This window comes from uncultured Duncaniella sp., from assembly GCF_910578445.1.
Lineage (GTDB): Bacteria > Bacteroidota > Bacteroidia > Bacteroidales > Muribaculaceae > Duncaniella.
In genome coordinates this window covers 82,346-109,178 of the sequence record NZ_CAJTQC010000003.1, presented here as the reverse complement: position 1 = coordinate 109,178, position 26,833 = coordinate 82,346, and the positions used below count along the sequence as shown (strand labels likewise).

The window sequence follows — 26,833 nt, the reverse complement described above, 5'->3', positions numbered from 1 at the left end:
TTTAAAATACATATACGAGGTTGAGGGCGGCTTTAGTCGGGCCGACGTAGTTGTGAGCCTTGTTGGCACGGACCTTGCGGCCACATCCCTTGCACTCGAAGGTGTCGTAGCGGGTGTAGGCCCATCCGATGCCGATTTCGGCTTCGAGGTTCCAGTGTTTTCCGAGCAGCCAAGAGTAGCCGTAGGCTATGCCTGCGCCGGCAAACCAACCCTGATAGCGGTGGTCGGAGAGAGCGTGGGCGTCGTTGTTGAGAAACTTGAAGCCGTGGCCGAGGTGGCCGATGTTGTATTCACCGCCGAGGAGGTGTAGACCGACGAAGTGTCCGCCAAGTGGCTGGCAGAACCAGTAGCGCGCCTCGGGCTGTATCATCCAGTGTTTCCACTTCTTCCCTCCCGAGAGGGTCCACGGGTTGTAGTTTCCCGACAGGTCTACGCTCCATTTAGGGGCGACCTGCATCTCCGCTCCGACATTAATAGTCAGGGTAGCGTCATACAGAAGGTTGGTTTTTACGGCGATGTCCTGCGCTGAGGTATGGATACAACAAAAGGCTCCCAGCAGCGCTGCCGTGAGAAATTTAATCTTCATATAATGTGTTGGAATAAGCGTGTAGAGTCCACCCAATATGCGCCGGAGCATAGCCGGACGGCCACAATTCGCTGACACACAGGTGTTTACGCCACAAATCGGGGGGGGTATTTTTCACCTCCCTGCGAGACGGAATCAGCGTGTATAACCTATGGTCGATACAAGACATAATGTGATAAGTTATGGTGGTCAGTTACTATAAGCAGATTGGTTTGAAGAGCAGGTTCTTTTAAAATAAGATCAACGTCAGGTTAATCAGGATGATAAAAGTTCTTCGGTTTAGGTGTGGCAAATATACGACTTTCCTCAATTTTTAGCAAATTTTTTAAGAAAAAAAACATGTTTTCCCTACAATCTGCGAAAAATTACCGCCGAAATGTGTTTGTCTATAGCAATTACCCTAAAAACCGTTTTGGTCGGGGTCGATTTCGGATACGTGTGCTTTAGATAGTGTCATGAATTGTGTGTTTCAGACAGTGACCTGACAAGCTAAAGGCGAATTTGGCTCGAAGTTAGGCATAATTTCAGAGGTGTGCAAGGCGGTGGCTGCAAAAAGTTGTTAACTGTTTCTCCGTGTCTTCACCCAGTGTTGCCCATGTCCGGCCGAAGGTCGCGACATGGGACGAAACATATCGCTCCGGCCACCTATTATATAACAGGTATTGCCGGAGCGATATGTTTCGTCGGAAAAGGCGAGGCCGCTGTCAGCGACGGCGGCGGCGCGAAGTCGATTTCTTGGCCTTTTTCGGCGGAATCTTGAGCTTCTGTCCTATCTGGAGGGCCGTTTTCGACCCCATGCCGTTGGCAGCCTGAATGGCGGCGACCGTCGTGCCGTAGCGCGCGGCGATCTTGCCGAGGTTGTCGCCCTTGCGGACTCTGTAGACAGTAGTCGCCGGGGCTGCTTTCTTAGGCGCTGCTGTAGTCTTGGCAGGTGTTTTGGCCGGAGTGGCAGGCTCGGCGGAAGCCGGCGATGCGGCCGCATCCTGCCCGGACGTTGACGGTGTCGAGGCTGACGACAGGCCCGAAGCCTTGGCTACGGCAACGACAAGCTCGGTAGCACCGGCCTCGCGGAGTTCCTGAGGAGTGACCTGTGCGACTTCCGCAGCGGCCACGACCTTGATGTTTTCAGGATTCATGCGTTCGAAAGTCTCGATGCGCAGAGAGTCGCCCTCGCGCACTTTTCCGCGACGGAGGTGGTTCCATCGCTTGATGTCGGTGGCTGAGACTCCATATTTGCGGGCTATGTCGCGTATGCTTTCGCCACGGCCAACGACGTGGGTCCTGACCGTCATCTGTTCGACAAGGCCGGTATGTGCAAGCTCGTTGTTTGTCTCGGCGTTTACGCTCTGGCGGCTCGCGCTGGCAAGGTTGGCAGCGCCGTGGTCGCTCTCGGGCAGCACAGGGTCGGCGGGCTGCGCTCCCGGCTCGACATGCGAGCGGCGGGCGTAAAGCTCGGAATCGTAGTCGGCGATGCGCTTCTCGCTCATCACGTAGCTCAGACACTGCTGGGTCGGCAGAGTGAGCGTGTATGGCCGGTAGTCGCCGGGAATCACGTCCTTGAGGAACTGCGGGTTGAGCATGCGGATTTCATCGACAGGGATGTTGAGCACAGCCGCAATCTGGTTGAAGTGTATGTATTTGTCGACAGTGACAGTGTCGGTGGTGAGATGGCGCTTGATAATGGTCGGGGTTATGCCATGTTTGCCATAATAGTTCATCACATAGTTGGCGGCGATAAACACGGGGACATAGCCTCGGGTCTCTGCCGGAAGAAACTCATAGATTTCCCAGAAATCCTTCTTCCCCTCCCCTGCCCTGCGCATGGCTTTGTTGACATTGCCGGGTCCGCAGTTGTAGGCGGCGATCGCAAGCGACCAGTCATTGTAGATGTCGTAGAGCTGCTTCAGGTAGCGGGCGGCGTTGCGCGAGGAAAGACGTGCGTCCCTGCGCTCGTCGACGAGCGAGTTGACCTCCATGCCAAGACCCTTTGCGGTGGCCGGCATGAACTGCCAGAGCCCGGCAGCCCCCGCACGCGAAATCGCATTGGGATTGATGGCCGATTCGATCACCGGGAGATATTGCAGCTCAGTCGGCATCCCTTCCTTGATAAGCTCCTCGACAAATATCGGACCGTAGTAGCTGTGGAGGGCGAGCATGTCGGCCACAAGTGTGCGCTTCTTGGTCAGATACATGTTGATGAAATTGCCGACAAGCGAATTGTAGGGCATCTCGATTACGGTCGGTAGCACCTTGAGACGCTCTTCATACTCGGCAGGAGATGCCGGCTGCGGTTCGCCGAGATCGACGCCCGGCACTACGTAGTTCTTTATATAGAAATTCTCTTCAAGCAGACGCGTCTGTGTCTCGAAGCTTTCGGGAGCGATTATATTATCGTCGGTGATTGACTGCTTGATGTCGAGAATCGACCTCGCACTGAGCGTCATCGAGGCAGAAAGCCCAACAGCAAGCAATGTGGCAAGGATTGATTTTTTCATGTGACGGTATTTTGATTGGAGAGTTGATGAGAGTTCAGAAATTGAGCGCCCAATAGAAACCTACGCTCGGCAGCGTGAAGCGCCCTGAGGTGTCGCCGGGCAGAAGCGTCGGGGCAATGTCGACACTAAGATCAGGCGAGATGTCGAAATGGGCAAGCTGGGCGTCGACATAGGCATCGATCATAGCGATGGCGTAGACTCCGACCATACATATTATACATAGGTCGCGGTTGCGGCGATACATGTTCTTTCGACGGCGCAACAGGTCGGTCAGCCAAGCCTTGTCGAGATCGGCCTCGTTGACTGTCGGCGCAAAGAAGTCCATGTAGCTCTTTGTATTCGGGTCGTTGTCCATGATGTCGGAATAGGCGCGGGTGTAGTCACGAAGCATGGTGTTGTTCCAGTTTGTGGCATATCCCAGACCCATGTATGCGCCGACAACAATCGGCAGCTTCCAGTAACGGCGGTTGTAAAGCTGACCGAGACCGGGAAACAGCGCCGACATCCACACTGCCTTAGTCGGATTGGGGACAAACGTGAAAGTCTTTTCGACATACAGCCCGGCTACGGAGTCGTTGGGATTGGGAAGGGGGGCATTGGCCACCACCGCCGAGTCAATCGGAACTACAGTGACCGAATCGCCGTGAACCGAAAGACTGTCGCCCACGACAATCGAAGGCTCTGTCAGAGGCTGCCCGATAGGAATACTGTCGGGGAGGACGGTAATCGGCGATGTCGGGCGCTTCTTCGGACGCACCGGTCTGTTGGGACGCGCAGGCACATCACGGCCAACGCTGTCAACCCCGGCAACCGGAGCTGCCGGATGAGGAGTTTCAGAAAAAATGTTAAAAGGACATGCCAGCACGATTATCATCATGCCGACAAGCACACCAAACAGAGGCCCTATGTGGTTACGATCTTTTTCCGCTGCTGATTGCATCTTAGTTATTTAACTGGCGTTCAAACCGTTAGACAAACCCGCAAATACCGGGCAATCTACGATTCCGGCCATTCACTGTTTTGCAGTGTCAAAGATAGCAATTAATCTTTCAAGTTCCGCCTCGTCGCGGAAAGAAAATGATATTTTCCCCTTGCCGGAAGCGTCGCATGTGAGCTTAACCGGAGTGCTGAAGCGCTGCGAGAGATGATTCTTTAAAATATCATAATCATTGTTAGAAAGTCTTTTGCTCTCGTCGGCAGGGGTTGTCCCTTCGAGAGCCGCCTGCTGATATTTTTTGGCAAGCTCCTCGACCTTGCGCACCGAAAGGCCATGTTTTAGAATCTCCTCATAGAGCCTCAGCTGGAGCTTTGGGTCGTCGATGCTCAGCAGGGCGCGTGCATGGCCCATGTCAATGCGCTTGTCGCGCAGTCCGAGCTGCACGTCGGCAGGCAGACGGAGCAGGCGCAGGAAATTTGCGATGGTAGTGCGCTTCTTGCCGATTCGTTCGCTCAGGCGCTCCTGCGTAAGATTGTATTGCTCGATAAGTTTCTTGAATGTCAGCGCGATTTCAATTGCGTTGAGATCCTCGCGCTGGATATTCTCGATGAGCGCCATTTCGGTCAGCTCCAGATCATTTGCCGTGCGTATGTAGGCCGGGACAGTGGTCAGTCCGGCCATGATGGCAGCACGGTAGCGACGCTCACCGGCGATAATCTGATAGGTATCCGGCCCGGTCTTGCGCAATGACAGCGGCTGGATGATGCCGAGTTCACGTATTGATCGCGACAGCTCTTCAAGCGACTCTTCGTCAAAGAGGCTTCGAGGCTGATCTGGGTTTGGAGAGATTCGCGAAATCTCTATGTCGTTAATGGCCGATGTGCCACGGGCTGGAGCGTCGTCCATCGCTATGAGCGAATCAAGTCCGCGGCCGAGAGCCGGACGTTTTGGCAGCATTTTTAATTCAGATGTAAATTAGTTGATTATGTCAGGATGCTTTCGCCTGATTTTTCGAAATGAGTTCGCGGGCGAGAGAGATGTGCGACGTAGCCCCGCGCGAAAGCGGATCATAGAGCAAGGCCGGAAGCCCGTGGCTCGGAGCTTCGCTCAGACGGATGTTGCGCGGAATCACCGTGTCAAACACCATCGGGCCAAAATGCCCCTTGAGCTCCTCGTAAATCTGATTGGCCAGACGAAGACGGGCGTCATACATCGTCAGTAGGAAGCCTTCGATTTCGAGCGCAGGGTTGAGCTTCGACTTGATGATACGTATGGTGTTGAGCAGTTTCGTGATACCTTCAAGAGCGAAATACTCAGCCTGCACCGGTATAATCACCGAATCGGCGGCAGTCAGAGCGTTGACAGTGATGAGTCCGAGAGAGGGAGAGCAGTCAATCAGTATGAAATCGTAGGCATCGGCCACATCGCCAACGGCTCTTTTAAGCACATTTTCACGCGACGGCTTGTTGATAAGTTCGATTTCCGCACCTGCGAGGTCTATGCGCGAACCGACAAGGTCGAGCCCCTCGCAACAAGTCCCCACCTGTGAACCCGCCACAGGATAATCGTCGACAAGACATTCGTAAATCGACGAGGCCATTGATTTTGGATCGATACCGTAGCCCGAAGTGGCATTTGCCTGAGGATCGGCATCAATAATCAGAGTCTTTTTCCCTTCGGCAGCAAGAGATGCTGCGAGATTGATGGTTGTCGTGGTTTTTCCTACACCGCCCTTTTGATTGGCGATAGCAATGATTTTACCCATAAGGTCTTTATTATCAATTTTCTGATACAAAGTAACAAATAATATTGTTAACAACCACCCTTACAATACCCAAAACGTGTTAAAATGTTGAAAACTCGCAGCGATTGTTAATAAACATCCTTCTAAACATTAAAGCTCTGTGACATGTTAGATAAATAAACACTCACGACAACAATTCACACCTATTTTATTATGAGACGATTGATTTCACTGGCGCTGGCACTCTCCCTTTCAGCCCTCGGCCTTCTCGCCGACACCCAGAGCGAGCTCAACGCTCACCTCAAGGCATATAATTCGCGCATATCAGCGCATCAGTATCTCCCGGCTGCGCAATCAGCGGCCGCAGCGGCAGCCGTATGTGTGAATGCGCATAACTATGACGGCGCATTCCGCCTGCTCGGCAATTTCGACAAGACCCTTGCTCAAAACGGAGTCGCTCCCGATTCGCTCCCAGCTGTCCGCTATACCACCGAAAAAGCACGCTACGAGGCTTACCGCCACCTCAAAAACAATGACTCGGCGTTTAAAGCCCTTTCGCGAATGGGCAACTTCGCAAAAAAAGCCGGCACAAAGGAAATTGCCACCGATATGCTCTTCAACGAAGCGCAATACTACTATTCGATAGACCAGAATGCCAAAGGCGACCTTTGCATCGCCCGGCTTATAAAGCAGTATGACAATTCAAAAGACTATACCGCTGCCGACAAGGCCTACCGTTCGCTTATCGACAGAGCCGTATCGGCAGGCGATGCCGAACTGGTCGAGCATACGTATGAAAACTACATGCAGTGGTCTGACTCGATCGAGGCTCTCACGGCCCATAGCGAACTTGGAAAGGTGAAGAAAGAGTATGCCGACTCTCAGGAGACAATCGCTGAGAAGGACCACACGATTGCCACCCGTACAGGATGGATAGTCACTTTCATCACCCTATTTGTCATCGCAGTAGCCGCACTCGCCGTCGGCGCGCTCTTCTATTTCCGCATTCTTGCAAAGAACCGACGCATGAAGAAATCGGTCGAGGCAGCCAACGCGCAAAGCGCAGCCAAGAGCGCGATTCTCCACAACATGTCGTCGCAGATGGAACCGACGCTCGAACGACTTGACCAATCCGACCCGGCCGTACAGAATCTCCGTGGCTACGTAAAACGCGTAGGCGAACTGTCTGATGTCGAAAATTCCGAGACTTCGGCTGATAGCGGACTTGAAGAGACGAATCTCGACACTTTCTGTGAGACCATCGTGGCGAAAGTCCGTCCGCTCGTTCGTCCGCGGGTCACCGTCACACTCAACGGGACCAAAGGATATGCGCTCATCAATCCTCAGGAAGTTGGCAAGATACTCACCCATCTGCTTCAAAATGCGGCAAAATATACTCCGGAAGGAGGAAAAATAACATTGAGCTACAAAAAACGCGGAGCTAAAGTCAACCAGTTTATCGTTACTGATTCCGGCCCCGGCATCCCTGAAGCCGACCGCGAAACCCTATTCACGGCATTCTCGTCGCAATGCGATATATCCGAAGGCGACCGCCTCGGCCTCCCCATCTGCGCTCTGCGCGCCGAAAAAATCAACGGGACTCTGACTCTTGACCCCGGCGTAACTTCGGGCGCATCTTTTGTGCTCACAATCCACAACGCCTGAAAAGTATCTGCGAACCGAGACCGCATATTCTTTGAAATGTGACATTTGATAATCATCACTTGAAACAAGAAACCGCAATCAAATCAACTAAAAATTGTGTGGCCCGAGGATTCATGACACCCTTATAATCCTTCTGATGTCAGCACAATCCACCATCCGGCCACAGAAAGGAGGTGTTCACCCATCTGCAAGGGGGAGTGACTACGGCAATAGTCACTCCCCCAAAAACTGAATTAACAGCTCTTTTCCACTCCATGCAACACCGATTTAACCAATAGGAAGACGCTGTTTAATCCACTATTCACAACTTTCCGTCTTTTTTCGTATCTTTACATCCGTAAACAATTCCTGTCCATGATTAAAAAGACTTAATATCCGTGTTTGAAAAGCGAAAGTTATTGAAATCAAAGGATTTTTACCCTTGCAGGGGACTTTTGCAGACATTCTGCGGTGTTATAAACGACAGGAGGCCCTGAATTATGAAAAAGCTACTGTCAATACTCCTGATCATATGCGCCCTGTGTGCGGAGGCTGCTCCGAAAGCACCCAAAGGACGCAAGTCAAAACGAGCCAAGACAACTAAAGTCGTCTCGACTCCGTCTGTTCCACGGCCTGCACGCGAACCATTCGTGCGCAGCGTGGATTCTCCTGCCGCTCCCAATGGCCTCAGTGGGAAAAACATCGCATTGTGGCAGAGTCATGGAAGATATTTCGACCAGAATGAAGACAGATGGACATGGCAGCGCGCTCGGCTTATGGGTACAGTCGAGGACCTGTATCCTCAGGCATATGTGCTCCCCTATCTGATTCCAATGCTTGAAAACGCCGGAGCTTATGTGCTCACACCACGAGAGCGCGATGTCAGCACTCAGGAAATAATAGTTGATTTCGACGGTGGATATGCCCAGAAAGGATATGAAGAGAAAAATCGTGCTAAAAAATGGCATACAGCCGATGGTGTCAAAGGATTCGGATATAAGAAGGAGATATTGACAGGCACAGACAATCCATTCCGGATGGGATCTGTCCGACAGATACAGACTGTCACCGATGCCGATAAAGCATCGGCAGCCTGCTGGTATGCCGATTTCAAGAAAGCCGGCACTTATGCCGTATATGTCAGCTACGCATCACTTCCCAAAAGCGCCAGCGATGCCCGCTATATAGTCAACTCACTCGCCGGAAGCAAGGAATTCGAAGTAAACCAGCGCATTGGAGGCGGTACATGGATATACCTCGGCTCGTTTCCATTTGCTGCCGGACGCAGCAAGACTCCTGTTGTCGAACTACTCAACGTATCAGCCGAGGAAAATCGGCTGATTACGGCCGACGCCGTAAAAATAGGCGGTGGTATGGGTAACGTAAGCCGTTCGACAGCAGGCGGTGAAGCGACTGTCAGCACTTATCCGCGATTCACTGAAGGAGCACGCTACTGGATGCAATGGGCCGGTATTCCGGCAAGTGTCTATAGTGTCACCGAAGGTAAAAATGACTATGAAGATGATTATAAAAGCCGCGGAATGTGGGTCAATTATCTCGCCGGAGGCTCGTCTGAGCTACCCGGACAAAAGGGTCTCGGGATACCGATTGACCTGTCATTCGCCTTTCATACCGATGCAGGCACAACGTCAGGCCCCGGAGAGACAATAGGCACTATGCCAATCGTCTATTCAAAAGGCGCGAAACTCGGCAACGGGGAATCGCGCACAACATCCTTGCGCTATGCCGAACTTGTGACCGATCAGATAGTCAACGACATACAGACTTTATATGAACCGACATGGAACCGGAGAAAGCTTCGCGACAGACCATATCACGAAGCAATGGAACCACAAGTGCCGGCAATGCTCATCGAACTGCTTAGCCATCAGAATTTCGCCGACATGCGTTATGGCCTTGACCCGACATTCCGTTTCACTGTCAGCCGTGCGATATATAAAGGAATATTGAAATACCTTCATGAGAAGGATGGTATTCCATACGTGGTCGAACCGCTCCCGGTCAGCCACTTCTCTATCTCAGGGAATAACGGAAATTATACACTTTCATGGAGAGGGGTTGAAGATCCGCTCGAACCGACGGCCAAACCGACCTACTACATCGTATATGAACGAATTAACAACGGTGCTTTCACCGAACTTGAAGTTGTCGACAAGCCATCTGTAAGCATAAGCATTTCCGATGACCAAATCCACAGTTTCAAAATTGTGGCAGCCAACGACGGAGGCATCAGTTTTCCGTCAGAAATACTTTCGGTCTGCGACATTGCCGGAAGTGACAAGCCACAGGTACTTGTCATCAACGGATTTAGCCGCATATCAGGCCCTGCCGAGATTTACGCCGAAGGACACATCGGCTTCGATTATACCGAGGACCACGGTGTCCCCTATTACGGTGACATTCATTTCACCGGCGAGCAGACCGAATTCCGTCCTGAAGCAAAATGGGTCACAAACGACGCTCCCGGCCACGGGTCAAGCCGTGCCACACACGAGACTGAGGTATTCGCAGGCAATACGTTTGATTTCGTATTCGTCCACGGACAGTCAATCCGTGCTGCCGGCTTTCCGTTCATTTCGTGCGGAGTAGACGCATTTGTCGATGGGAATGCCAAAGCCTCCCCTATCATCGACCTCATTCTTGGCAAGCAAAAGGAAATCACAGTCGGAACATCCGAAGAACGCAAATTCAAACCTTTTACGGCAGCATTGAAAGAGAGATTAAACGTTTTCTGTGAGGCCGGAGGCTCTTTACTTGTATCAGGAAGCTATATTGGAAGCGACCTGTTTGACAACGCTTACAGCACTCCCGACGAGCGCGTAGCCGACAGCCAGTTCGGACATTCCGTTCTCGGACTGCAATGGCGACAGTCAAAAGCGACTGTGACAGGCAAAGTCCGTGAAGTCAGATCACGCTACGGAGAATTCCGCGGAGGCCTTTCCTTGACCTTCAACCAACAGCTCAATGCCGAATGCTACGCTGTCGAATCGCCGGAATCATTCGCCCCGATGGATACTTCAACCGCCGGACCGATACTCCGCTACACTGAAAACGATTTTATCGCAGGTGTAGCCTATGACCCGGGGACACATCGTGCCGTTACCATCGGATTCCCATTCGAGACAATTACCGGCTCATACGAACGCGACGCACTCATGGCACAGATTCTGAAATTTTTCACAGCGCCTGAGGGTGTACATCCCGGCGCACGGCCCAAAGTATTGCCCGAAACCATAATAGGTCTTGAGTCTCGCCCAACCGTGCCGCCTTATCCATACTCACGCAATCTGAATCCCAGAGAAACTGCCAAACGCTCTGAGGAAGAAGAAAACAAAATAAACGAGAAACGCCGGCGCAAATCGCCAACCGACAAACGCAAGCCGGATTCCCTCGCCTAATAACCAACAATTTATCACATTTCTCTGCAATGTCAAAACCGACTACATATCCACGACTTTCAACAGAAGCCATGCGAATGCATGCAGATAAGTCGACCGACAGCCCTGTAATCATACCGTTTACAGACCACAAAATAACATTCACCGCCACCGGACGAACCCGGATGGAGCAGATTCTGAACGACACCGGTGCTGCAATCGTATACTCCGATTTCTACACGCCTGTCGAAAACAGCGGAAACTTCAATACAAACCGCCTCATCAATTATCAAGAAGGGTCTCTGCGCGACGATTTCGATTTCGGACATATAGCAGTTGTCAATCCGGCTATGTTACGCAAAGCGGTTGCTGAAATGACCGACAACTTCAATGCCGCCGGATGGTATGACCTCCGTCTGCGCCTTTCACGTCTTGGGAAAATCATTCATATCCCCGAAACGCTCTATACAGCTTCACCGCTTGCCAATTCCGATGAGATATCCGGCGAAGAAGCCCACTTCAGCTACGTTGACCCGCGCAACCGGGCCTCACAGATAGAAATGGAGCAGGCTGTCACATCTCATTTACGCGAAATTAATGCGTTAGTCAACCCGGAATGTCATGTTACACTCGATTTCGAGACAGATGACTTCCCGGTCGAGGCATCGGTCATCATTCCTGTGCGCAACCGTCATCTCACTATCGCTGATGCCGTGAAAAGCGCACTCTCCCAGAAGACATCATTCAGTTTCAATGTCATAGTCATCGACAACCGCAGCACGGACGGAACATCTGAAATCCTCACATCCATAGCCGAATCCGAACCACGGTTAAAAATCATCGACACCTCAGTTCACGAAGGTCCTGCCCCGGGCATAGGCGGTTGCTGGAATCTCGGTATTAATTCAGACTTCTGCGGTCGTTTCGCAATTCAACTTGACAGCGATGACATATACAACCGTCCTGATACCCTCCAGATGATTGTCGACAAGTTTCATGAACAGAACTGCGCCTTGGTTATCGGTTCATATAGTCTGACTGATTTCAACGGCAATCCACTTCCTCCGGGTCTGATTGACCATGCCGAATGGACTGACGAAAACGGACCGAACAACGCCCTTCGCATCAACGGTCTCGGCGCTCCGCGTGCGTTTTTCACTCCGGTCGCACGCAAAATCAATTTCCCGGATGTCAGCTATGGCGAAGACTATGCGATGGGGCTTGCCATCAGCCGCAGATACCGTATAGGACGAATCTACGAATCTCTCTACTCATGTCGCCGATGGGAAGGAAACTCCGACCACGCATTGTCTCAGGAACGCATAAATGCCAATAATTTATATAAGGACCGTATACGCACCCTTGAACTTGCTGCAAGAATCAGACTCTGACGATTCTGCTCTCACCAACTGCCAATAATCATAATAATAGCCTATGAGCGTTATGAATCATGACAAGTTCTTTGACACAGAACTTGAGAAATGGCCGATGGCTGCCGATAACTTCGTCAGAATCAGCAACAGCCTCGCCGATGGTCAACGACTTACCCTGTCGGGCAATGGCTCGTCATGGCGTATAGACAAAATGGTCGTCAATCACCGCCGTGCATCCGTAACTGCCAAGACAGACCCTTCGAGTATCTCGTCGCGCCCATGTTTCCTGTGCAGAGACAACCGCCCGACCCAACAGTCAGCAATCAGCTTTCTTGACAGATACGAAATACTTGTAAACCCCTATCCACTTGCCCGCAGACATTTCACAATCGCTTCAATCCGTCACGAAGAGCAATGCATCGATCCCGGTTTCAACCGTATTATTGACATGGCTCAACTTGCATGTGAAATGTCAGGGATGTGCATCTTCTACAACGGGGCGCGTTGCGGCGCATCTGCTCCAGACCATTTCCATTTTCAGGCAGTGTCGACTGAAACAATCCCAAACATATTATCGGCAAAGCTATTATGCAAAGAGATAATCCATTCAAATTCCGCCTCTCTTTACAAAAGTGACGAAAAGGCCACACCCTTCCCGTTTTTCATAATAGAGTCAACCGATAACTCAGCCCTTGTCTCAGCCTTCCGGCGCTTATGGAACGCTCTTAAATCAATAAATCCTGATTTACCTGAACCGGATGTCAACATCGCAATGACACATGATGCCGAAAGCAACACGATAAGGACACTTGTCATCCCAAGAGGCAAGCACCGTCCCGCTTGCTACTATTCAGAGCATGACAAACTGCTCGTCAGTCCGGCCACTGTTGAGATGCTCGGCACAATCATCTGTCCTCGCCGTGAAGACTTCGACAGGCTCACACTATCGTCAGCATATAGTATTCTTAAAGAAGTAGGAATTTCCGACACCCAATTCAATCTCGTCATCAGCCTTCTTACAGGCGAGTGACATTTCTGACCATAAGTTTATAGACTAAAGATATGAATCAGCAACCTCAGGTGAGAGTCGGCATACTCTCCTCGCCCTGCATACGTTTCACACTCACCGGCCTCTATTCAGGTCCTGACGGAGTGTTGACCGAAGGTTATCACGAAGCCAAAATCAACGACTCCGGAATCAGTTTCACTCTTGACGGCAAGACATACACATCCGTTGAGTTCAGTCCGAATTCATATGCCGGCGACACATTCGAACTCGAAGGAGTGACAATCGGAGTAGACTTTCACTGGCAACGAAAAGAAAACCAACGTTTTCGAGGCTCGCTCCGAATAATCGTCGAAGACGGAATACTTATGGCAATCAATATCATTGATGTCGAAGACTATCTTGTCAGTGTCATTTCAAGCGAAATGAAATCCACCTCATCGCTCTCGCTGCTGAGGGCTCATGCCGTCATCTCACGCAGCTGGGTACTCTCAATGATGTCGCATGGCGAAAATACCGCCCGATCAACCATGAACAATCCTAACGTCAGCGCGCTGAATCCCGGCCCGTCACTTATAAAATACTGGGACAGGGAAGACCATCGGAATTTCGATGTATGCGCCGACGACCATTGCCAACGCTATCAAGGCATCAACCGCGTGTCGACTACGGTTGCGGAAGGAGCTGTCAACGACACTTGTGGCGAAGTGCTCACCTACAAAGGAAAGCTTTGCGACACCCGTTTCTCCAAATGCTGCGGAGGCGTCTTCGAACAATTTGAAACCTGCTGGGACGATACGCCACGCCCCTATCTCAAAGCCGGACGCGATGCAGCCGACAGACTTGACTACCCCGACCTCACCGACGAAGGAAACGCGCGCCAATGGATTTTGAACACTCCTGAAGCATTTTGCAACACCACCGACAAAACTGTGCTTTCACAGGTAATGAACGGTTACGACATGGAGACCCCCGATTTCTACCGATGGACCGTGCAACTGTCGCAAGAAAAAATTTCCTCTCTGCTTGCCACCCGACTGAATACGGATTTCGGGGCTATCCGCGCACTCGTTCCCCTCACACGCGGAACGTCAGGCCGTATCCGTGAATTAAAAATCATAGGCTCGAAATGTGAACTCACAATCGGCAAGGAACTCTTGATACGCCGTGCGCTGTCCGACACCCACCTTTACAGTTCCGCCTTTGTAGTCGAACCTCACGGCCTTAATGCCGACGGAGTTCCGTCAGGCTTCACTCTCCACGGAGCAGGCTGGGGACACGGAGCAGGCCTTTGCCAGATAGGAGCAGCCATAATGGGCGAACGTGGCTATAGCTACGATGAAATACTCCGTCATTATTATGCCGACGCATCAATCACGAAACTATATTAGCCGATGAAAGCAGATTCAAAAACAGCTATGTCCATCCGCAATCCGTGGGCTTGGATTCCGACCCTATATTTCGCACAGGGGCTGCCATACGTCGCGGTCATGACAATTTCAGTCATAATGTATAAGCGACTTGGACTGTCAAACACCGACATCGCACTCTATACAGGCTGGCTCTATCTGCCTTGGGTTATAAAACCGTTCTGGAGTCCGTTTGTCGACATCATAAGCACTAAACGCCGCTGGACAATCACTATGCAGTGGCTGATAGGCATCGCCTTCGCAGGGATTGCCTTCGCGCTGCCGACATCGTTCTTTTTCTCTCTGACACTTGCTATCTTCTGGCTTGTCGGATTCACGTCCGCCACACACGACATCGCTGCCGACGGATACTATATGCTCGCCCTGACCGAACACCAGCAGTCACTCTATGTCGGAATCCGCTCGACATTCTACCGTATCGCAACCGTCGCCGGACAAGGACTGCTCGTGATTCTTGCAGGAGCTATTGAGGAGTCATCCGGCAACATCCCGTTCGCATGGTCGGTTGTATTCGGCATCCTGTCGGTCATGTTTCTGGTTTTCGCATTCTATCACAGCCGCATACTTCCAAAAGTCGAACAGACATCCGCCCGCCCGCTGACAACGGCAAACGATGTCTGGCGTGAATTCATAGCTGTTTTTTCGGAATTTTTCCGTAAAAAACAGGTCGGAGTGGCAATCGTGTTCATGTTGCTCTACCGCCTGCCTGAAGCCCAGCTTGTCAAACTTATCAATCCATTCCTTCTCGACCCGCCATCCGCAGGAGGACTCGGGCTGTCGACCGGTCAGGTCGGAATCGTATATGGCACTGTCGGAATCATCGGCCTGACGCTCGGAGGAATCATCGGCGGTATAATAGCCGCACGTCGCGGTCTGAAATTCTGGCTGCGCCCAATGGCGTGGAGCATGTCGCTCACCTGCCTGACATTCGTCTATCTCAGCTTTGCCAATGAACCATCACTCGCAATAGTGAACATCTGCGTGTTCATCGAACAGTTCGGCTATGGATTCGGCTTCACAGCCTATATGCTTTACCTTATATATTTTTCCGAAGGTCGACACCGCACGGCCCACTATAGCATCTGCACCGGTTTCATGGCCCTCGGCATGATGCTGCCGGGAATGGCGGCCGGATGGATTCAGGAAACAATCGGCTATCAGAATTTCTTTATCTGGACAATGATATGCTGCGTAGCAACAATCGGTGTCACTTATCTCATCAAAATCAATCCCGAATTCGGAAAGAAAGCATAACTGATAGACAGCAATCAACAGGAATTATGCAGTCCTAAGTTGTTACTAATATTAGGTCCTGTTTGATTCAGACTCCCTACTTCTGAAATTTCTAACCACAGTCACTCTCTTTCCAACCATGCAAAAAATAAAAATGACAACCCTGTTTTCAGCCATACTCCTTTCACTCGCAGCCATCAGTTGCGGGAACAACACCACCGAAATCAACGGTGACAACGTAACCACTGCCAGCGACAACCGCAATTTCACCTCTAAAAACAGACTGACGGAGAATGAGGCCGTGCGTCCGGGCATCGAAGTTCTGCGTCAGAGCGGATTCGAAGCTCTTAAGGGCAAACGGGTAGGTCTTATAACCAATCCGACAGGCATCGACAATAAGCTCAAATCGACCATCGACATCCTCGCTGAAGCTCCTGAAGTCAAGCTCACAGCGCTGTTCGCTCCTGAACACGGAGTCAGAGGCAACTATGTGGCAGGTGCATCCGTCGCAAATGAGACAGATGAGAAAACAGGAGTGCAGGTATTCTCTCTCCACGGTAAAACAAGGAAACCGACTGCCGAGATGCTCAAAAACGTGGATGTGCTTGTCTATGACATTCAGGACATAGGCACACGAAGCTACACGTTCATCTCGACAATGGGTCTTGCGATGGAAGCCGCCGCCGAAAACGGTAAGGAATTCATCGTGCTCGACCGCCCGAATCCACTCGGAGGCAATAAGGTCGAAGGCAATCTCGTCGAGCCGGCCTCGCGTTCATTTGTCAGCCAGTATCCCATACCTTATATATATGGACTGACACCCGGCGAACTCGCACGCTTCCTCAACAATGAAGGCCTGTTGAAAAACGGAGTGAAAGTGAAACTTGAGGTAATCCCGATGGAAGGATGGCATCGCTCGATGACATTCGCTGAAACCGGTATGCCTTGGGTACTCCCTTCACCACATATTCCGGACCCATCAACCTCGATTCTCTATCCGGCCACAGGCATCATGGGCGAACTTGACTATGTATCAATCGGTGTGGGCTATACACTCCCGTTCAAACTCACAGGAGCACCGTGGATCGACGCGCAGACACTGTCCGACAGACTCACTGCCCTGAATATTCCCGGTGTGGAGTTCCGCCCGATACACTACAAACCTTTCTATGCCTTATATAAAGGTGAGAACCTGAACGGTGTTGAAATCTATGTCACCGACGAGGCAAAAGCACCTTTGTCGCTAATCCAGTTTTATATAATGCAAGAACTGGCTGCCATGTATCCTGACCGGAAAGCATTCGGCAAAGCCACCCAATCGCGCTTAAACATGTTTGATAAAGTCTGCGGTTCACCAAAAGTACGCGAACTCTTCACCAAGAACTATAAAGTCTCAGACCTCGCTCCGTTCTGGGACAAGGACACCGACAGTTTCAAGAGCAGAAGCGAAATCTATTACCTCTACAAATAATCCGAAACCATAACCGACATAAGATATGATACTTATAGCCGATGCAGGAGGGACTAAAATCGAATGGGCGCTGATTGATTCAGACGGAACGACACTTATGCGCACAACCACACGCGGACATAATGCCGCACATGCCGACACGCAGACTCTCGTCTATATGCTCCACGCCGAAGCTCCGACTCTGTATGCCGAGGCTCAGGACGTTGATGAAATTTTCTACTACGGAGCCGGATGTGCCGGAGAGCGCAAGGTCACAGTAGCCAAAACACTGTCTGAAATTTTCCATGCCGGGACGTGTCATGCAGAAAGTGATATGCTTGGAGCCGCACAAGCCCTTTGCGGACGAAACGAAGGAATAGCCTGCATACTCGGGACAGGCTCAAACTCCTGCCATTATGACGGCATTAAAATCACAGCCAATGTTTCGCCGTTGGGATTCATCCTTGGCGACGAGGGCAGCGGTGCAGTGCTCGGCCGACGGCTCATCGGAATGGTCTTCAAAAGAGGTTTCTCAAAAGATATATGCGATAAGTTCCAATGGCGTTTCCCTGAAGACAGCATCAACAGGATAATCACAAGCGTATATCGCGGTGAGCGTCCGAACGCCTATCTCGCATCGTTTGTTCCGTTCTTGGCCGAAAACATTGATGACAACGAGATATCCGACTTTGTGACCGATGAGTTTATCCGTTTTTTCAGGTTCAATATAAGCGCCTATTCCCAAGCCAAATCCCTACCGATACATTTCACCGGCTCTGTCGCCTATTATTTTCAGAAGCAGCTCAACATAGCTGCCCAGACCCTCGGCTATACAGTCGGAAACATCCAAAAATCCCCTATGGAAGCTCTGATAGCATTTCATGGTGGAAAATAGAAAAACTGCCAATCAACCGACAGATTGCTACAGTCTAAATTATTTCGCAAATAAAGTATAAAAGGTTAAAATTCACTCAGATGCGTGGATTTTAACCTTTTAATCTATACTGAAATATGTTTTTAGAATCTTATGATTATTTTCAAGGCTGTTTTTAGCGCTTGCGGATGATGATGTGGTTGCTTTCGGTGATGACGACATCAACACGGACATCATGAGGCTCGGAATCGATTTCGTCGACAAGCTGGAAATCGTAACCCACCCCCACCTTACGTGCACGACTGTCGGCCAGCAGCCTGTCGTAATAGCCTTTACCGCGACCGACGCGATTGCCGACGCGGTCATAGGCCACAGCCGGGACTACTATCATCTCCATATCGCCGATAGACGTGGTGTCGTTGCCGGTCGGTTCTTCGATGTGAAAAGAGCCAAGAGCAAGCCGGGATTCATCGTAGGGGAGAATCTCGAGATTCACACCGTTGACACGCGGAAGATAGAAATGCTTACGGCCACACCACTTGCGGATGAATTCATGTGTCGACAATTCATCCGGGAGTGAATGATACATCAGTATCCTGTCAGCCAACAGAAAATCGGCCGTCTGCTCCAAAAGTCCAAACACTTTCTCGGCAGCCGAAAGTTTCTCGTCCTCGCTGAGAAGAGTCTTGCGAGCCTTGACACTACGTCTTATTTCATCTTTCTTCATCGAATAGTTTCCCTTGATTTATTTTTTAATCGGGAAAGCCGCTTTGCCATTCGTGAGGGCATCGACGCCGGATTTCACTGTCGGGTCAACCTCGTTGTAAACCTCGAAATATCCCTGAACGCCGAGCGCATTGCGCGCAATCATGGCTTTCAGTTGGTTAACAATCAAATCACGTGAAATGTTTATGTAGTACCATCTTGGAGCTATACCTGCTTTCTGGGCATAGCTTACGAAATCCTGAAGCAAAAGGTCGTCCTCAGGAAGCATGCGCAGAAGTTCAGCCGCATTTTCAGCCGTCTCGATTCGCGAACGGTTACGGTCGGTATAGTCAAATGTATATTTCTGAATCAATCCTGCATTAAGCACATTCAGGTAGTAGGTCGTAATGCCGATTGTGTCATTCGGGACGAATACATCAGGCATTATACCTCCTCCGCCATAAACAGTGCGACCATGAAGAGTCTCAAACGCAAGAGACTTGTCGAGCTTGATTGAGTCGGCGTTATAGAACTCGCCATGTTCATAGCGGTTGACAATATCGCGGTCATAGTCCGTCCCGGGAGCATATGTCTTCTGGATGCAACGGCCCGATGGAGTGTAGTAGCGTGCGATTGTCAGACGGATGGCACTGCTGTCGGGCAGCTCCATCTGATTCTGGACGAGACCTTTTCCGAAAGAACGCCTGCCGATGACGAGTCCACGGTCATTGTCCTGAATAGCGCCTGAAAGAATCTCGCTCGAACTTGCCGAAGTCTCGTCGATAAGTATCACCACCTCATTGTTGAGGAAACTTCCGGAGCCGTCACTCATCGTAGGACGCGAATCAGGCGTAGCCTTTCCGCGCATACTTACTATCGGCGACCCGGCCGGAAGAAATTCATTGGCTATCAGCACTGCCGGTTCCATGAATCCGCCTCCGTTTCCACGAAGGTCGATGATGAACTTCTCCGCTCCGTCAGCCACCAGATCCATCATTGAAGTAAGAAACTCGCTATACGTAGAGGAACTGAACTTATTGATTTTCACAAATCCGACTTTAGGAGCGACAAGATATGCCGCATCAATCGAAGTAACCGGAATGTCGCCACGAATCACGTCAAAATTCAACGGAGTCTTAGAACTGTGACGTCTGACCGTAAGCTTGACCGTGCTGCCTTTTTCACCACGGAGTGAACTGCGGACCTTGACATCGCTCCAGCCCTGTCCGGCAACAGCAGTGTCATTTATCGCTATGATTCTGTCGCCTGCAAGAAGTCCGGCTTTTTCCGAAGGACCTCCAGAAATGACTTCAAGCACATTTATGCTGTCATTCAGAAGATTGAAAGAAATACCGATGCCGGAAAACGAACCTCCAAGCTCCTCGTTGACATTTTGCAGGTCTTTCGCGGGTATATAGACCGAATGAGGGTCAAGACGGGAAAGCAGTCCCGGGAATGAAGCTTCAAGAAGACTGTCGGTATCGACCTCATCCACATACGAACGTTCCACGAGATCAAGTATGGTATCGAGTTTGCTGCGTGAGCTCCACTTTCCCGAACCATTGAAAAATGCGCTACCAATCCACATACCCGCGACCAACGACAATGCAATGGACAACGGCATCCATACGGATGTTTTTTTCAGACGGTTATTCATAGAAAGTTTTTACAGATAGAATTTAGCTTTTTGACAGATACTTAAAAAATGCAGAACGCGAACACAAATCATCGGAACAGAATATCAGACACCGGATTCAACAGCCGGACATGCATCAGGGATATGACAGCAATCGACACCGGCTCTTTTTAGGAGGTCTATACCGTCGGTGATTCGATAAAGTTCATTATAGACCACTCTTTTTATTCCGGATTGAATGATAAGTTTCGCACAGTCAAGACATGGTGAAGCGGTCACATAGAGAGTCGAACCTTCGGCCGAATTGTTTGAACGCGCAACCTTAGTGATTGCATTAGCCTCGGCATGAAGCACATATGTTTTAGTAAGGCCATCGGCATCTTCACAGACATTCTCAAATCCGGCGGGAGTTCCATTGAAGCCGTCGGAAATTATCGTGCGTTCCTTGACCATGAGTGCCCCGACCTTGCGACGTTCGCAATATGAATTTTCAGCCCAGATACGAGCCATGCGCAGATAACGTCTATCGAGCAATTCCTGCTTACCGTTATGTTCCATTCTGGTTTATTTTATGCTGCAAAGTTAGTGAGAATTATTATATTGTGGCACATTTCATATCAAAATATTACACACTTGTCTATAAATTTGTGCAAATTTCAGTGTCGCGACAATATATACCACATATACCATGATATATCTTCGCGACTCCTTTTTACTGTCAGGCCATTGCGTCTGTAAACATAGCTGTAGTCATCGCTAAACCGAAAGCCGAATCCGGTCACACTCAATTTTCAAACACAACGAAAAAGCGGTTTTGTGTATGTTTGGGAAATTGACTACTTTTGTGAGATAAATGATTATGAATTGCCTTTTGTATCAATTCTTCCACAAGGATTCGCACAAACCGAAGGGCTCAATCGTTTAAACTTTAGTCCAGCAAGGCTGTCATATTAAAACATAGCCATACGGTTGGCGAAATCATCCAAGGTTTCATTCTCCTCAATAACTAACAAAAAAATTTTGTAATCATGAAATTTGTTTCACTATTTGCATCAGCCATTGCCATCACCGCGTTAGTCAGCGGCTGTGGAACTGTAAAAAAATCCGGCATAACCGCATCTGATTCTAACTCAACAGTAAAAACAACACCTGTGAACTCTACCATATCTTCTTATGATGAAGCTCAGATTGCTCCACTCCTCGGAAGCTGGGCAGTCACCGCCATCAATGGACAGAAGGTTGTCATCAACGGCGACAACCATCCTCAGATAACCTTTAAAGCCATCCCCGACGCAAAAACGGCCATTATGGTCATAGCATTCAACGGATGCAACTATCTCAACGGCTCATGGATTGTACAAGGAAGCAAACTTGAACCAAACGGCGAATTCCTTACCTCGCTCAAAGCCTGCCACGATGCTCCTTACGAGACTGCTATGAACAAAGCCATTGACGACGTAAAATCCTACAGCGTGGTCGATGCCAACACAATCGTACTGAATTCATCGACAGGCAACACTGTCATGACTCTCCGCAAGAGAAACCTGTCGTTCCTTAACGGAGCATGGCAGGTGACAACCATTCAGGGCACACCTGTCCCGGCCAATACAGCCATCAAAGTCGTAATCGACATTGACGAATGCAAGATTCACGGTAACGCAGGCTGCAACATACTCAACGGTGCGATTGTGGTCAAGCTCGACAAGGGTGACGGCATCGAATTCAAGGACATCGCCACTACAAGAATGACCTGCCCGGCAATCGCGACAGAACAGGCATTCATCCTTGCGCTCGAACAGGTCGACACCTGTGTTGAGGGCGCATCATCGGATCAGGCTATCATGAAAGGTGCGAACGGACAACCATTGCTCACCCTGATTCGTATCTCACCGGATCAGGTCGGTGAAGACTAAACCCCACGGCAATCAATATCTTTTATAAATTCCGACAAACTGTTTTAATTCACCAACATACGATGCAACCAGTTGACCAGCACAAGCTAATGTTAATTGACCGCGACGAGTTCAAGCGCCGCATCGACCATATAAAATCTCAGATGGCAGAACCGGGCATCCCGGCTCTGCTCATCTCTGATAATGCCAACAAATATTATGTAACGGGCCGTGTATTTGACGGCTATATCTACATTCCGCTCGAAGGCCCGGTGATGTTCTTCATCCGCCGTCCGGTGGCGCTTGAAGGCGACGGTGTGGTCTACATACGCAAACCTGAGGAGATAGCTTCGTCAATCGGGCTAAATGTCCCTGAAGCCATCGGGCTCGAGCTCGACGTGCTCCCCTATTCCTCAGCCGTCCGCCTCAAAAACATTTTTCCTGAAAGCGAACTGAAAAACGCATCGGCAGTGATGCGTCGTGCTCGTGCGGTGAAAACTGCCGCACAGATTGACAAGATACGCCGTTCGGGCATCAAGCATGTCCACGTCTACAGCCGCATCCCGCACCTCTTTCAGGCCGGGATGACCGACATGGAACTACAGGTCGAAATCGAGCGCGTCAGCCGTCTCGAAGGCTGTCTCGGTCAATTCCGCATCAGCGGTGACTCAATGGAACTTCACATGGGCAATGTGCTTGTCGGCGACAATGCCGATGCGCCTTCCCCCTACGATTTTGCCATGGGAGGAGCAGGCCTCGACCCGTCACTTCCGGTCGGAGCATGCGGCACACCCATAAAGCCGGGCTGCACCGTCATGGTCGATATGAACGGCAATTTCAACGGATACATGACCGACATGACCCGCGTTTTTGCATTAGGCGAGATTTCACCGCTTGCCATCGAAGCCCATAAATGCTCCATCGACATCCACCATACGCTCTGCGACATGATGCGTCCCGGCGCTCTTGCCAAGGATCTCTATGCAAAAGCCGAGGAAATGGTAAAGGAACGCGGACTATCATCTTACTACATGGGCCACAGGCAGCATGCCGGTTTCATCGGTCATGGAGTAGGCATCGAAATCAATGAGACCCCGGTCATCGCGCCACGCAGCCGCGACATTATAGCCGAAGGCAATGTCATAGCTCTCGAACCGAAATTCGTCATCCCCCACACCGGGGCTGTCGGTATCGAAAACACATATGCGGTCCATGCCGACCACATAGAGTGCCTCACACCTGCGCCAGAGGAGATTTCTTATTTCGACGTTTAGACCGCGGAAAGCGCCATCCGACACCTGTCCGGCAATCATCACGGCCATTAAATACCATAACAACAGAGATGCAGTCATTAGACAAAGTAGTAACACAGCTTGACAAACCGCTTTTCCACACCATCGGTGATGCAGCAGATTCAATAAACCGCCCATGTTATGCAGTGGGCGGATGCGTGCGCGACCTCTTCCTTGAACGTCCGTCGAAAGACATTGATTTTGTCACCGTGGGGAGTGGAATCGAACTCGCCGAAATAGTCGCTGAAAATCTCGGCAAAGGAACCCACCTGAGCGTATTCCGCAATTTCGGGACTGCACAGGTGAAGCGTCGTGACATCGAACTTGAATTCGTCGGCGCGCGCCGTGAATCATACGACCGCAATTCGCGCAAACCTGTGGTCGAGGACGGCACTCTTGAAGAAGATCTTTCCCGGCGCGACTTTACGGTAAACGCCCTTGCCATACGCATCAACCGCAACGGATTCGGCGAACTTATCGATATGTTTGACGGACTCGGCGACATGGAGAGACGTATCCTGCGCACTCCGCTCGACCCGGACGTGACATTCAGCGACGATCCGCTACGCATGATGCGCGCCATCCGTTTTGCCACTCAGCTCAACTTCACCATATTTCCCGAGACATTCGAGGCCATCAGACGCAACGCACAGCGGATAAAAATCATTTCACACGAGCGCATAGTCGACGAACTTATGAAAATCATGCGCTCGCCACGCCCCTCGACCGGATGGGATCTGCTGCTCAAATCAGGATTGCTCGCACTGATTTTCCCGGAACTTGCTGCCATGAAGGGCGTGGATGTCGTCAAGGGACGCGGACATAAGGATAATTTCTATCACACACTCGCCGTCCTTGACAACGTGGCCGAAAAGAGCGACAATGTCTGGCTGCGCTGGGGCGCGCTTATGCACGACATCGCAAAGCCAGTCACAAAACGCTGGGACGACAAGCTCGGATGGACTTTCCACAACCATAATTTCATCGGAGCAAAAATGGTCCCGAGGATTTTCCGCCGCATGCGATTGCCTCAGGACACTAAAATGAAATATGTGGCCAAACTCGTCGAGCTCCACATGCGCCCGATAGCCTTGGTGGAGGACGAGGTGACCGACTCGGCCGTCCGTCGTCTCATCCATGATGCCGGCGACGACCTTGAGGATCTCATGACCCTTTGTGAAGCCGACATCACATCAAAGAATCAGGAAAAAGTCCGCCGCATTCTTGAGAATTTCACTCTTGTCCGCCACAAGATGATCGACCTTAACGAGCGCGACCACATCCGCAATTTCAAACCGCCGGTCGACGGCAATGAAATCATGGAGACGTTCGGCATCACCGGAGGCCCGGTAATCGGGGCTATCAAGAGCGCCATAAAAAACGCCATACTCGACGGAATCATCCACAATGACTATGACGAGGCCCACGCCCTGATGCTAAAGGTCGCCGCCGAACATGGACTCTATCCCTTGAGCGCCAGTCCGGCCTCAAAAGAGCCTGACAAGACAAATGACAACTAATCACGACTGACCAATGTACTATATAACCAAACGATTTGAACTTGCCGGCTGTCACAGCCTGCAACTTTCATACGAGAGCAAATGCTCGCGTCTCCACGGCCACAACTGGATTGTGACCGTCCATTGCCGTTCGCGCGAACTCAACGCCGACGGGATGGTTGTCGATTTCAGCCATATAAAGGAGCGTATCACATCCTATCTCGACCACGGTAATTTCAACGAACTGCTACCCTTCAATCCGACAGCCGAAAACATCGCCCGCTGGATATGCGAACAGATTCCGAATTGCTACCGTGTCGATGTGCAGGAAAGCGAGGGTAATACCGCAAGCTATGAAGTCGACTGACTGTTATAAGTGAAAAATCGCAATCAATCATGAGCTATCGCATCAACGAAATTTTCTATTCACTTCAGGGCGAAGGATATTTCACCGGGACTCCGGCGGTGTTTCTGCGCTTCAGCGGCTGCAATCTAAAATGTGGATTCTGCGACACGCGCCACGAGGAATTTACCCTCATGTCGCCTGCCGACATTGTTGAGAAAGTGAAGTCATATCCGTCACGCCACATTGTCATCACAGGTGGAGAACCTTCGCTACAGCTTGACACTATGCTCATCGACATGCTCCACGACGAAGGCTTTTTCATCCAGATCGAGACCAACGGCACTCGTCGCCTTCCCGAAGGAATCGACTGGGTGACATGCTCGCCCAAAGGTAATGCCATCGGTGAGTGCGAGGTCAAACTGCGCACCATCGACGAACTCAAAGTCGTCTACGAAGGACAGGATGTCGAGGCCCTTGCCAACGCTCTGCCTGCAATGCACTACTTTCTCCAGCCATGCAGCTCACCTCGCTACGAAGGTGGCTCGAACACAGCCGATACCGTAGCCTATATACTCGCCCATCCCCACTGGCGGCTCTCACTCCAGACCCACAAACTTATCGATATTCAGTAAAATAATATTGAAAAAAATAAAATGAACACTGCATGATAGCGTTTCTGTCTAAAGGCGCTATCATGCAGTGTTCATTTTCTCAATTTTCAGTCAAACATGAATATCTTTGGCCGAAAACAGATATCAGCCATCTGATTGGCGTGTTTTTTGTATCATATAACATAAAATTTTCATCTATCTAACATTTGTTATTAATAACTTTATTACTACCTTTGTAGTATTCTATTAATAATTTATCCTCTTAGCAATTTACAAAAACATGTATTTAGGTAAACGGAAATTTTACAACCCAGAATTAGCGGAAAAACACAGAGACGAAACCCTTCTTTTTAAGGAAGGTGCAATATTTACCGCATTTCTTGATTTGGAAGGATTGATTAACAAGACTGCACTTGCAAAGCAATACTTCAGGAAGACGCATGGATGGTTTTCACAGAAACTGCATGGGGTGACCGTATGTGACAAGGAACGCAGTTTTTCCCCTGAAGAATCTCATCAATTAGCGGAAGCTTTTCGTGATATTGCAAAACGACTTATCGCACACGCTGATGAAATTGACAATGCAGAATGAAAGCAAACGGTTCACACTGGCTGAGTCTTTTGTCTTATACATTTATATGTCGGAAGATATGTAAATGCAATCTGTCTTAAAATAAAAATC

At 50.3% G+C, this 26,833-nt stretch carries 22 protein-coding genes; 14 read left to right on the top strand and 8 right to left on the bottom strand.

Features of this window, described 5'->3' with window-relative positions; genetic code table 11:
- Position 1 precedes the first annotated feature (1 nt).
- The 5 genes from QZ311_RS02875 to QZ311_RS02855 form a co-directional block, all read right to left on the bottom strand.
- Complete coding sequence (locus tag QZ311_RS02875; RefSeq protein ID WP_123615196.1) at positions 2 to 586, bottom strand: DUF3575 domain-containing protein; 585 nt, start codon at positions 584 to 586, stop codon at positions 2 to 4.
- A 704-nt stretch (positions 587 to 1,290) separates the two neighbouring features.
- Positions 1,291 to 3,081 (bottom strand): lytic transglycosylase domain-containing protein, encoded by a 1,791-nt coding sequence (locus QZ311_RS02870; RefSeq protein WP_297063678.1) that lies wholly within the window; start codon positions 3,079 to 3,081, stop codon positions 1,291 to 1,293.
- Positions 3,082 to 3,115: 34 nt separating this feature from the next.
- On the bottom strand, positions 3,116 to 4,021 hold the full coding sequence (locus QZ311_RS02865) for a DUF5683 domain-containing protein (RefSeq protein WP_297063676.1): 906 nt from the start codon (positions 4,019 to 4,021) through the stop codon (positions 3,116 to 3,118).
- 72 nt (positions 4,022 to 4,093) lie between these two features.
- Positions 4,094 to 4,975 (bottom strand): ParB/RepB/Spo0J family partition protein, encoded by an 882-nt coding sequence (locus QZ311_RS02860; RefSeq protein ID WP_297063674.1) that lies wholly within the window; start codon positions 4,973 to 4,975, stop codon positions 4,094 to 4,096.
- A 31-nt stretch (positions 4,976 to 5,006) separates the two neighbouring features.
- Positions 5,007 to 5,783 (bottom strand): AAA family ATPase, encoded by a 777-nt coding sequence (locus QZ311_RS02855; protein ID WP_297063672.1) that lies wholly within the window; start codon positions 5,781 to 5,783, stop codon positions 5,007 to 5,009.
- 192 nt (positions 5,784 to 5,975) lie between these two features.
- Here QZ311_RS02855 and QZ311_RS02850 point away from each other — a divergent pair, with 192 nt between their 5' ends.
- From QZ311_RS02850 to QZ311_RS02815, 8 genes are all read left to right on the top strand, one after another.
- Positions 5,976 to 7,427 (top strand): ATP-binding protein, encoded by a 1,452-nt coding sequence (locus QZ311_RS02850; RefSeq protein ID WP_297063670.1) that lies wholly within the window; start codon positions 5,976 to 5,978, stop codon positions 7,425 to 7,427.
- Positions 7,428 to 7,906: 479 nt separating this feature from the next.
- Complete coding sequence (locus QZ311_RS02845; RefSeq protein WP_297063669.1) at positions 7,907 to 10,825, top strand: N-acetylmuramoyl-L-alanine amidase; 2,919 nt, start codon at positions 7,907 to 7,909, stop codon at positions 10,823 to 10,825.
- A gap of 29 nt (positions 10,826 to 10,854) precedes the next feature.
- The gene (locus QZ311_RS02840) at positions 10,855 to 12,195 is read left to right on the top strand and encodes a glycosyltransferase family 2 protein (RefSeq protein WP_297063668.1); all 1,341 of its coding nucleotides are present in this window, start codon (positions 10,855 to 10,857) and stop codon (positions 12,193 to 12,195) included.
- A 52-nt stretch (positions 12,196 to 12,247) separates the two neighbouring features.
- Positions 12,248 to 13,207, top strand: a complete 960-nt coding sequence (locus QZ311_RS02835) for a DUF4922 domain-containing protein (protein ID WP_297063665.1) — start codon at positions 12,248 to 12,250, stop codon at positions 13,205 to 13,207.
- A 32-nt stretch (positions 13,208 to 13,239) separates the two neighbouring features.
- On the top strand, positions 13,240 to 14,574 hold the full coding sequence (locus QZ311_RS02830; protein WP_297063663.1) for a SpoIID/LytB domain-containing protein: 1,335 nt from the start codon (positions 13,240 to 13,242) through the stop codon (positions 14,572 to 14,574).
- Positions 14,575 to 14,601: 27 nt separating this feature from the next.
- Positions 14,602 to 15,867 carry an MFS transporter gene (locus QZ311_RS02825; RefSeq protein WP_297063811.1) on the top strand — a complete coding sequence of 422 codons (1,266 nt, stop codon included), beginning with the start codon at positions 14,602 to 14,604 and terminating at the stop codon, positions 15,865 to 15,867.
- Positions 15,868 to 15,985: 118 nt separating this feature from the next.
- Positions 15,986 to 17,317, top strand: coding sequence for a DUF1343 domain-containing protein (locus QZ311_RS02820; protein WP_297063661.1), 1,332 nt, complete (start codon positions 15,986 to 15,988; stop codon positions 17,315 to 17,317).
- A 25-nt stretch (positions 17,318 to 17,342) separates the two neighbouring features.
- The gene (locus QZ311_RS02815) at positions 17,343 to 18,191 is read left to right on the top strand and encodes a BadF/BadG/BcrA/BcrD ATPase family protein (protein WP_297063659.1); all 849 of its coding nucleotides are present in this window, start codon (positions 17,343 to 17,345) and stop codon (positions 18,189 to 18,191) included.
- A 154-nt stretch (positions 18,192 to 18,345) separates the two neighbouring features.
- On the opposite strand, the gene QZ311_RS02810 is transcribed toward QZ311_RS02815, so the two are convergent.
- From QZ311_RS02810 to QZ311_RS02800, 3 genes are all read right to left on the bottom strand, one after another.
- The gene (locus QZ311_RS02810) at positions 18,346 to 18,897 is read right to left on the bottom strand and encodes a 5-formyltetrahydrofolate cyclo-ligase (protein WP_297063657.1); all 552 of its coding nucleotides are present in this window, start codon (positions 18,895 to 18,897) and stop codon (positions 18,346 to 18,348) included.
- A gap of 18 nt (positions 18,898 to 18,915) precedes the next feature.
- A complete protein-coding gene (locus tag QZ311_RS02805; RefSeq protein WP_297063655.1) occupies positions 18,916 to 20,532 on the bottom strand; it encodes a S41 family peptidase in 1,617 nt (538 codons plus the stop codon).
- 84 nt (positions 20,533 to 20,616) lie between these two features.
- On the bottom strand, positions 20,617 to 21,069 hold the full coding sequence (locus QZ311_RS02800) for a dCMP deaminase family protein (RefSeq protein ID WP_297063654.1): 453 nt from the start codon (positions 21,067 to 21,069) through the stop codon (positions 20,617 to 20,619).
- A gap of 470 nt (positions 21,070 to 21,539) precedes the next feature.
- Between QZ311_RS02800 and QZ311_RS02795 the strand changes: the two genes are divergently transcribed.
- The 6 genes from QZ311_RS02795 to QZ311_RS02770 all read left to right on the top strand — a co-directional run bounded on the left by QZ311_RS02795 (position 21,540) and on the right by QZ311_RS02770 (position 26,743).
- Entirely contained in the window at positions 21,540 to 22,424 is an 885-nt protein-coding gene (locus QZ311_RS02795) for an META domain-containing protein (RefSeq protein WP_297063651.1), read from the top strand.
- Between the two features lie 89 nt (positions 22,425 to 22,513).
- Positions 22,514 to 23,677, top strand: coding sequence for a Xaa-Pro peptidase family protein (locus QZ311_RS02790; RefSeq protein ID WP_297063649.1), 1,164 nt, complete (start codon positions 22,514 to 22,516; stop codon positions 23,675 to 23,677).
- A gap of 68 nt (positions 23,678 to 23,745) precedes the next feature.
- Positions 23,746 to 25,215 (top strand): HD domain-containing protein, encoded by a 1,470-nt coding sequence (locus QZ311_RS02785; protein WP_297063648.1) that lies wholly within the window; start codon positions 23,746 to 23,748, stop codon positions 25,213 to 25,215.
- 13 nt (positions 25,216 to 25,228) lie between these two features.
- Positions 25,229 to 25,561, top strand: coding sequence for a 6-carboxytetrahydropterin synthase (locus tag QZ311_RS02780; RefSeq protein ID WP_297063645.1), 333 nt, complete (start codon positions 25,229 to 25,231; stop codon positions 25,559 to 25,561).
- A 29-nt stretch (positions 25,562 to 25,590) separates the two neighbouring features.
- Positions 25,591 to 26,172, top strand: coding sequence for a radical SAM protein (locus QZ311_RS02775; RefSeq protein ID WP_297063643.1), 582 nt, complete (start codon positions 25,591 to 25,593; stop codon positions 26,170 to 26,172).
- Positions 26,173 to 26,431: 259 nt separating this feature from the next.
- Entirely contained in the window at positions 26,432 to 26,743 is a 312-nt protein-coding gene (locus QZ311_RS02770; protein ID WP_297063641.1) for a DUF5053 domain-containing protein, read from the top strand.
- Positions 26,744 to 26,833: the final 90 nt, after the last annotated feature.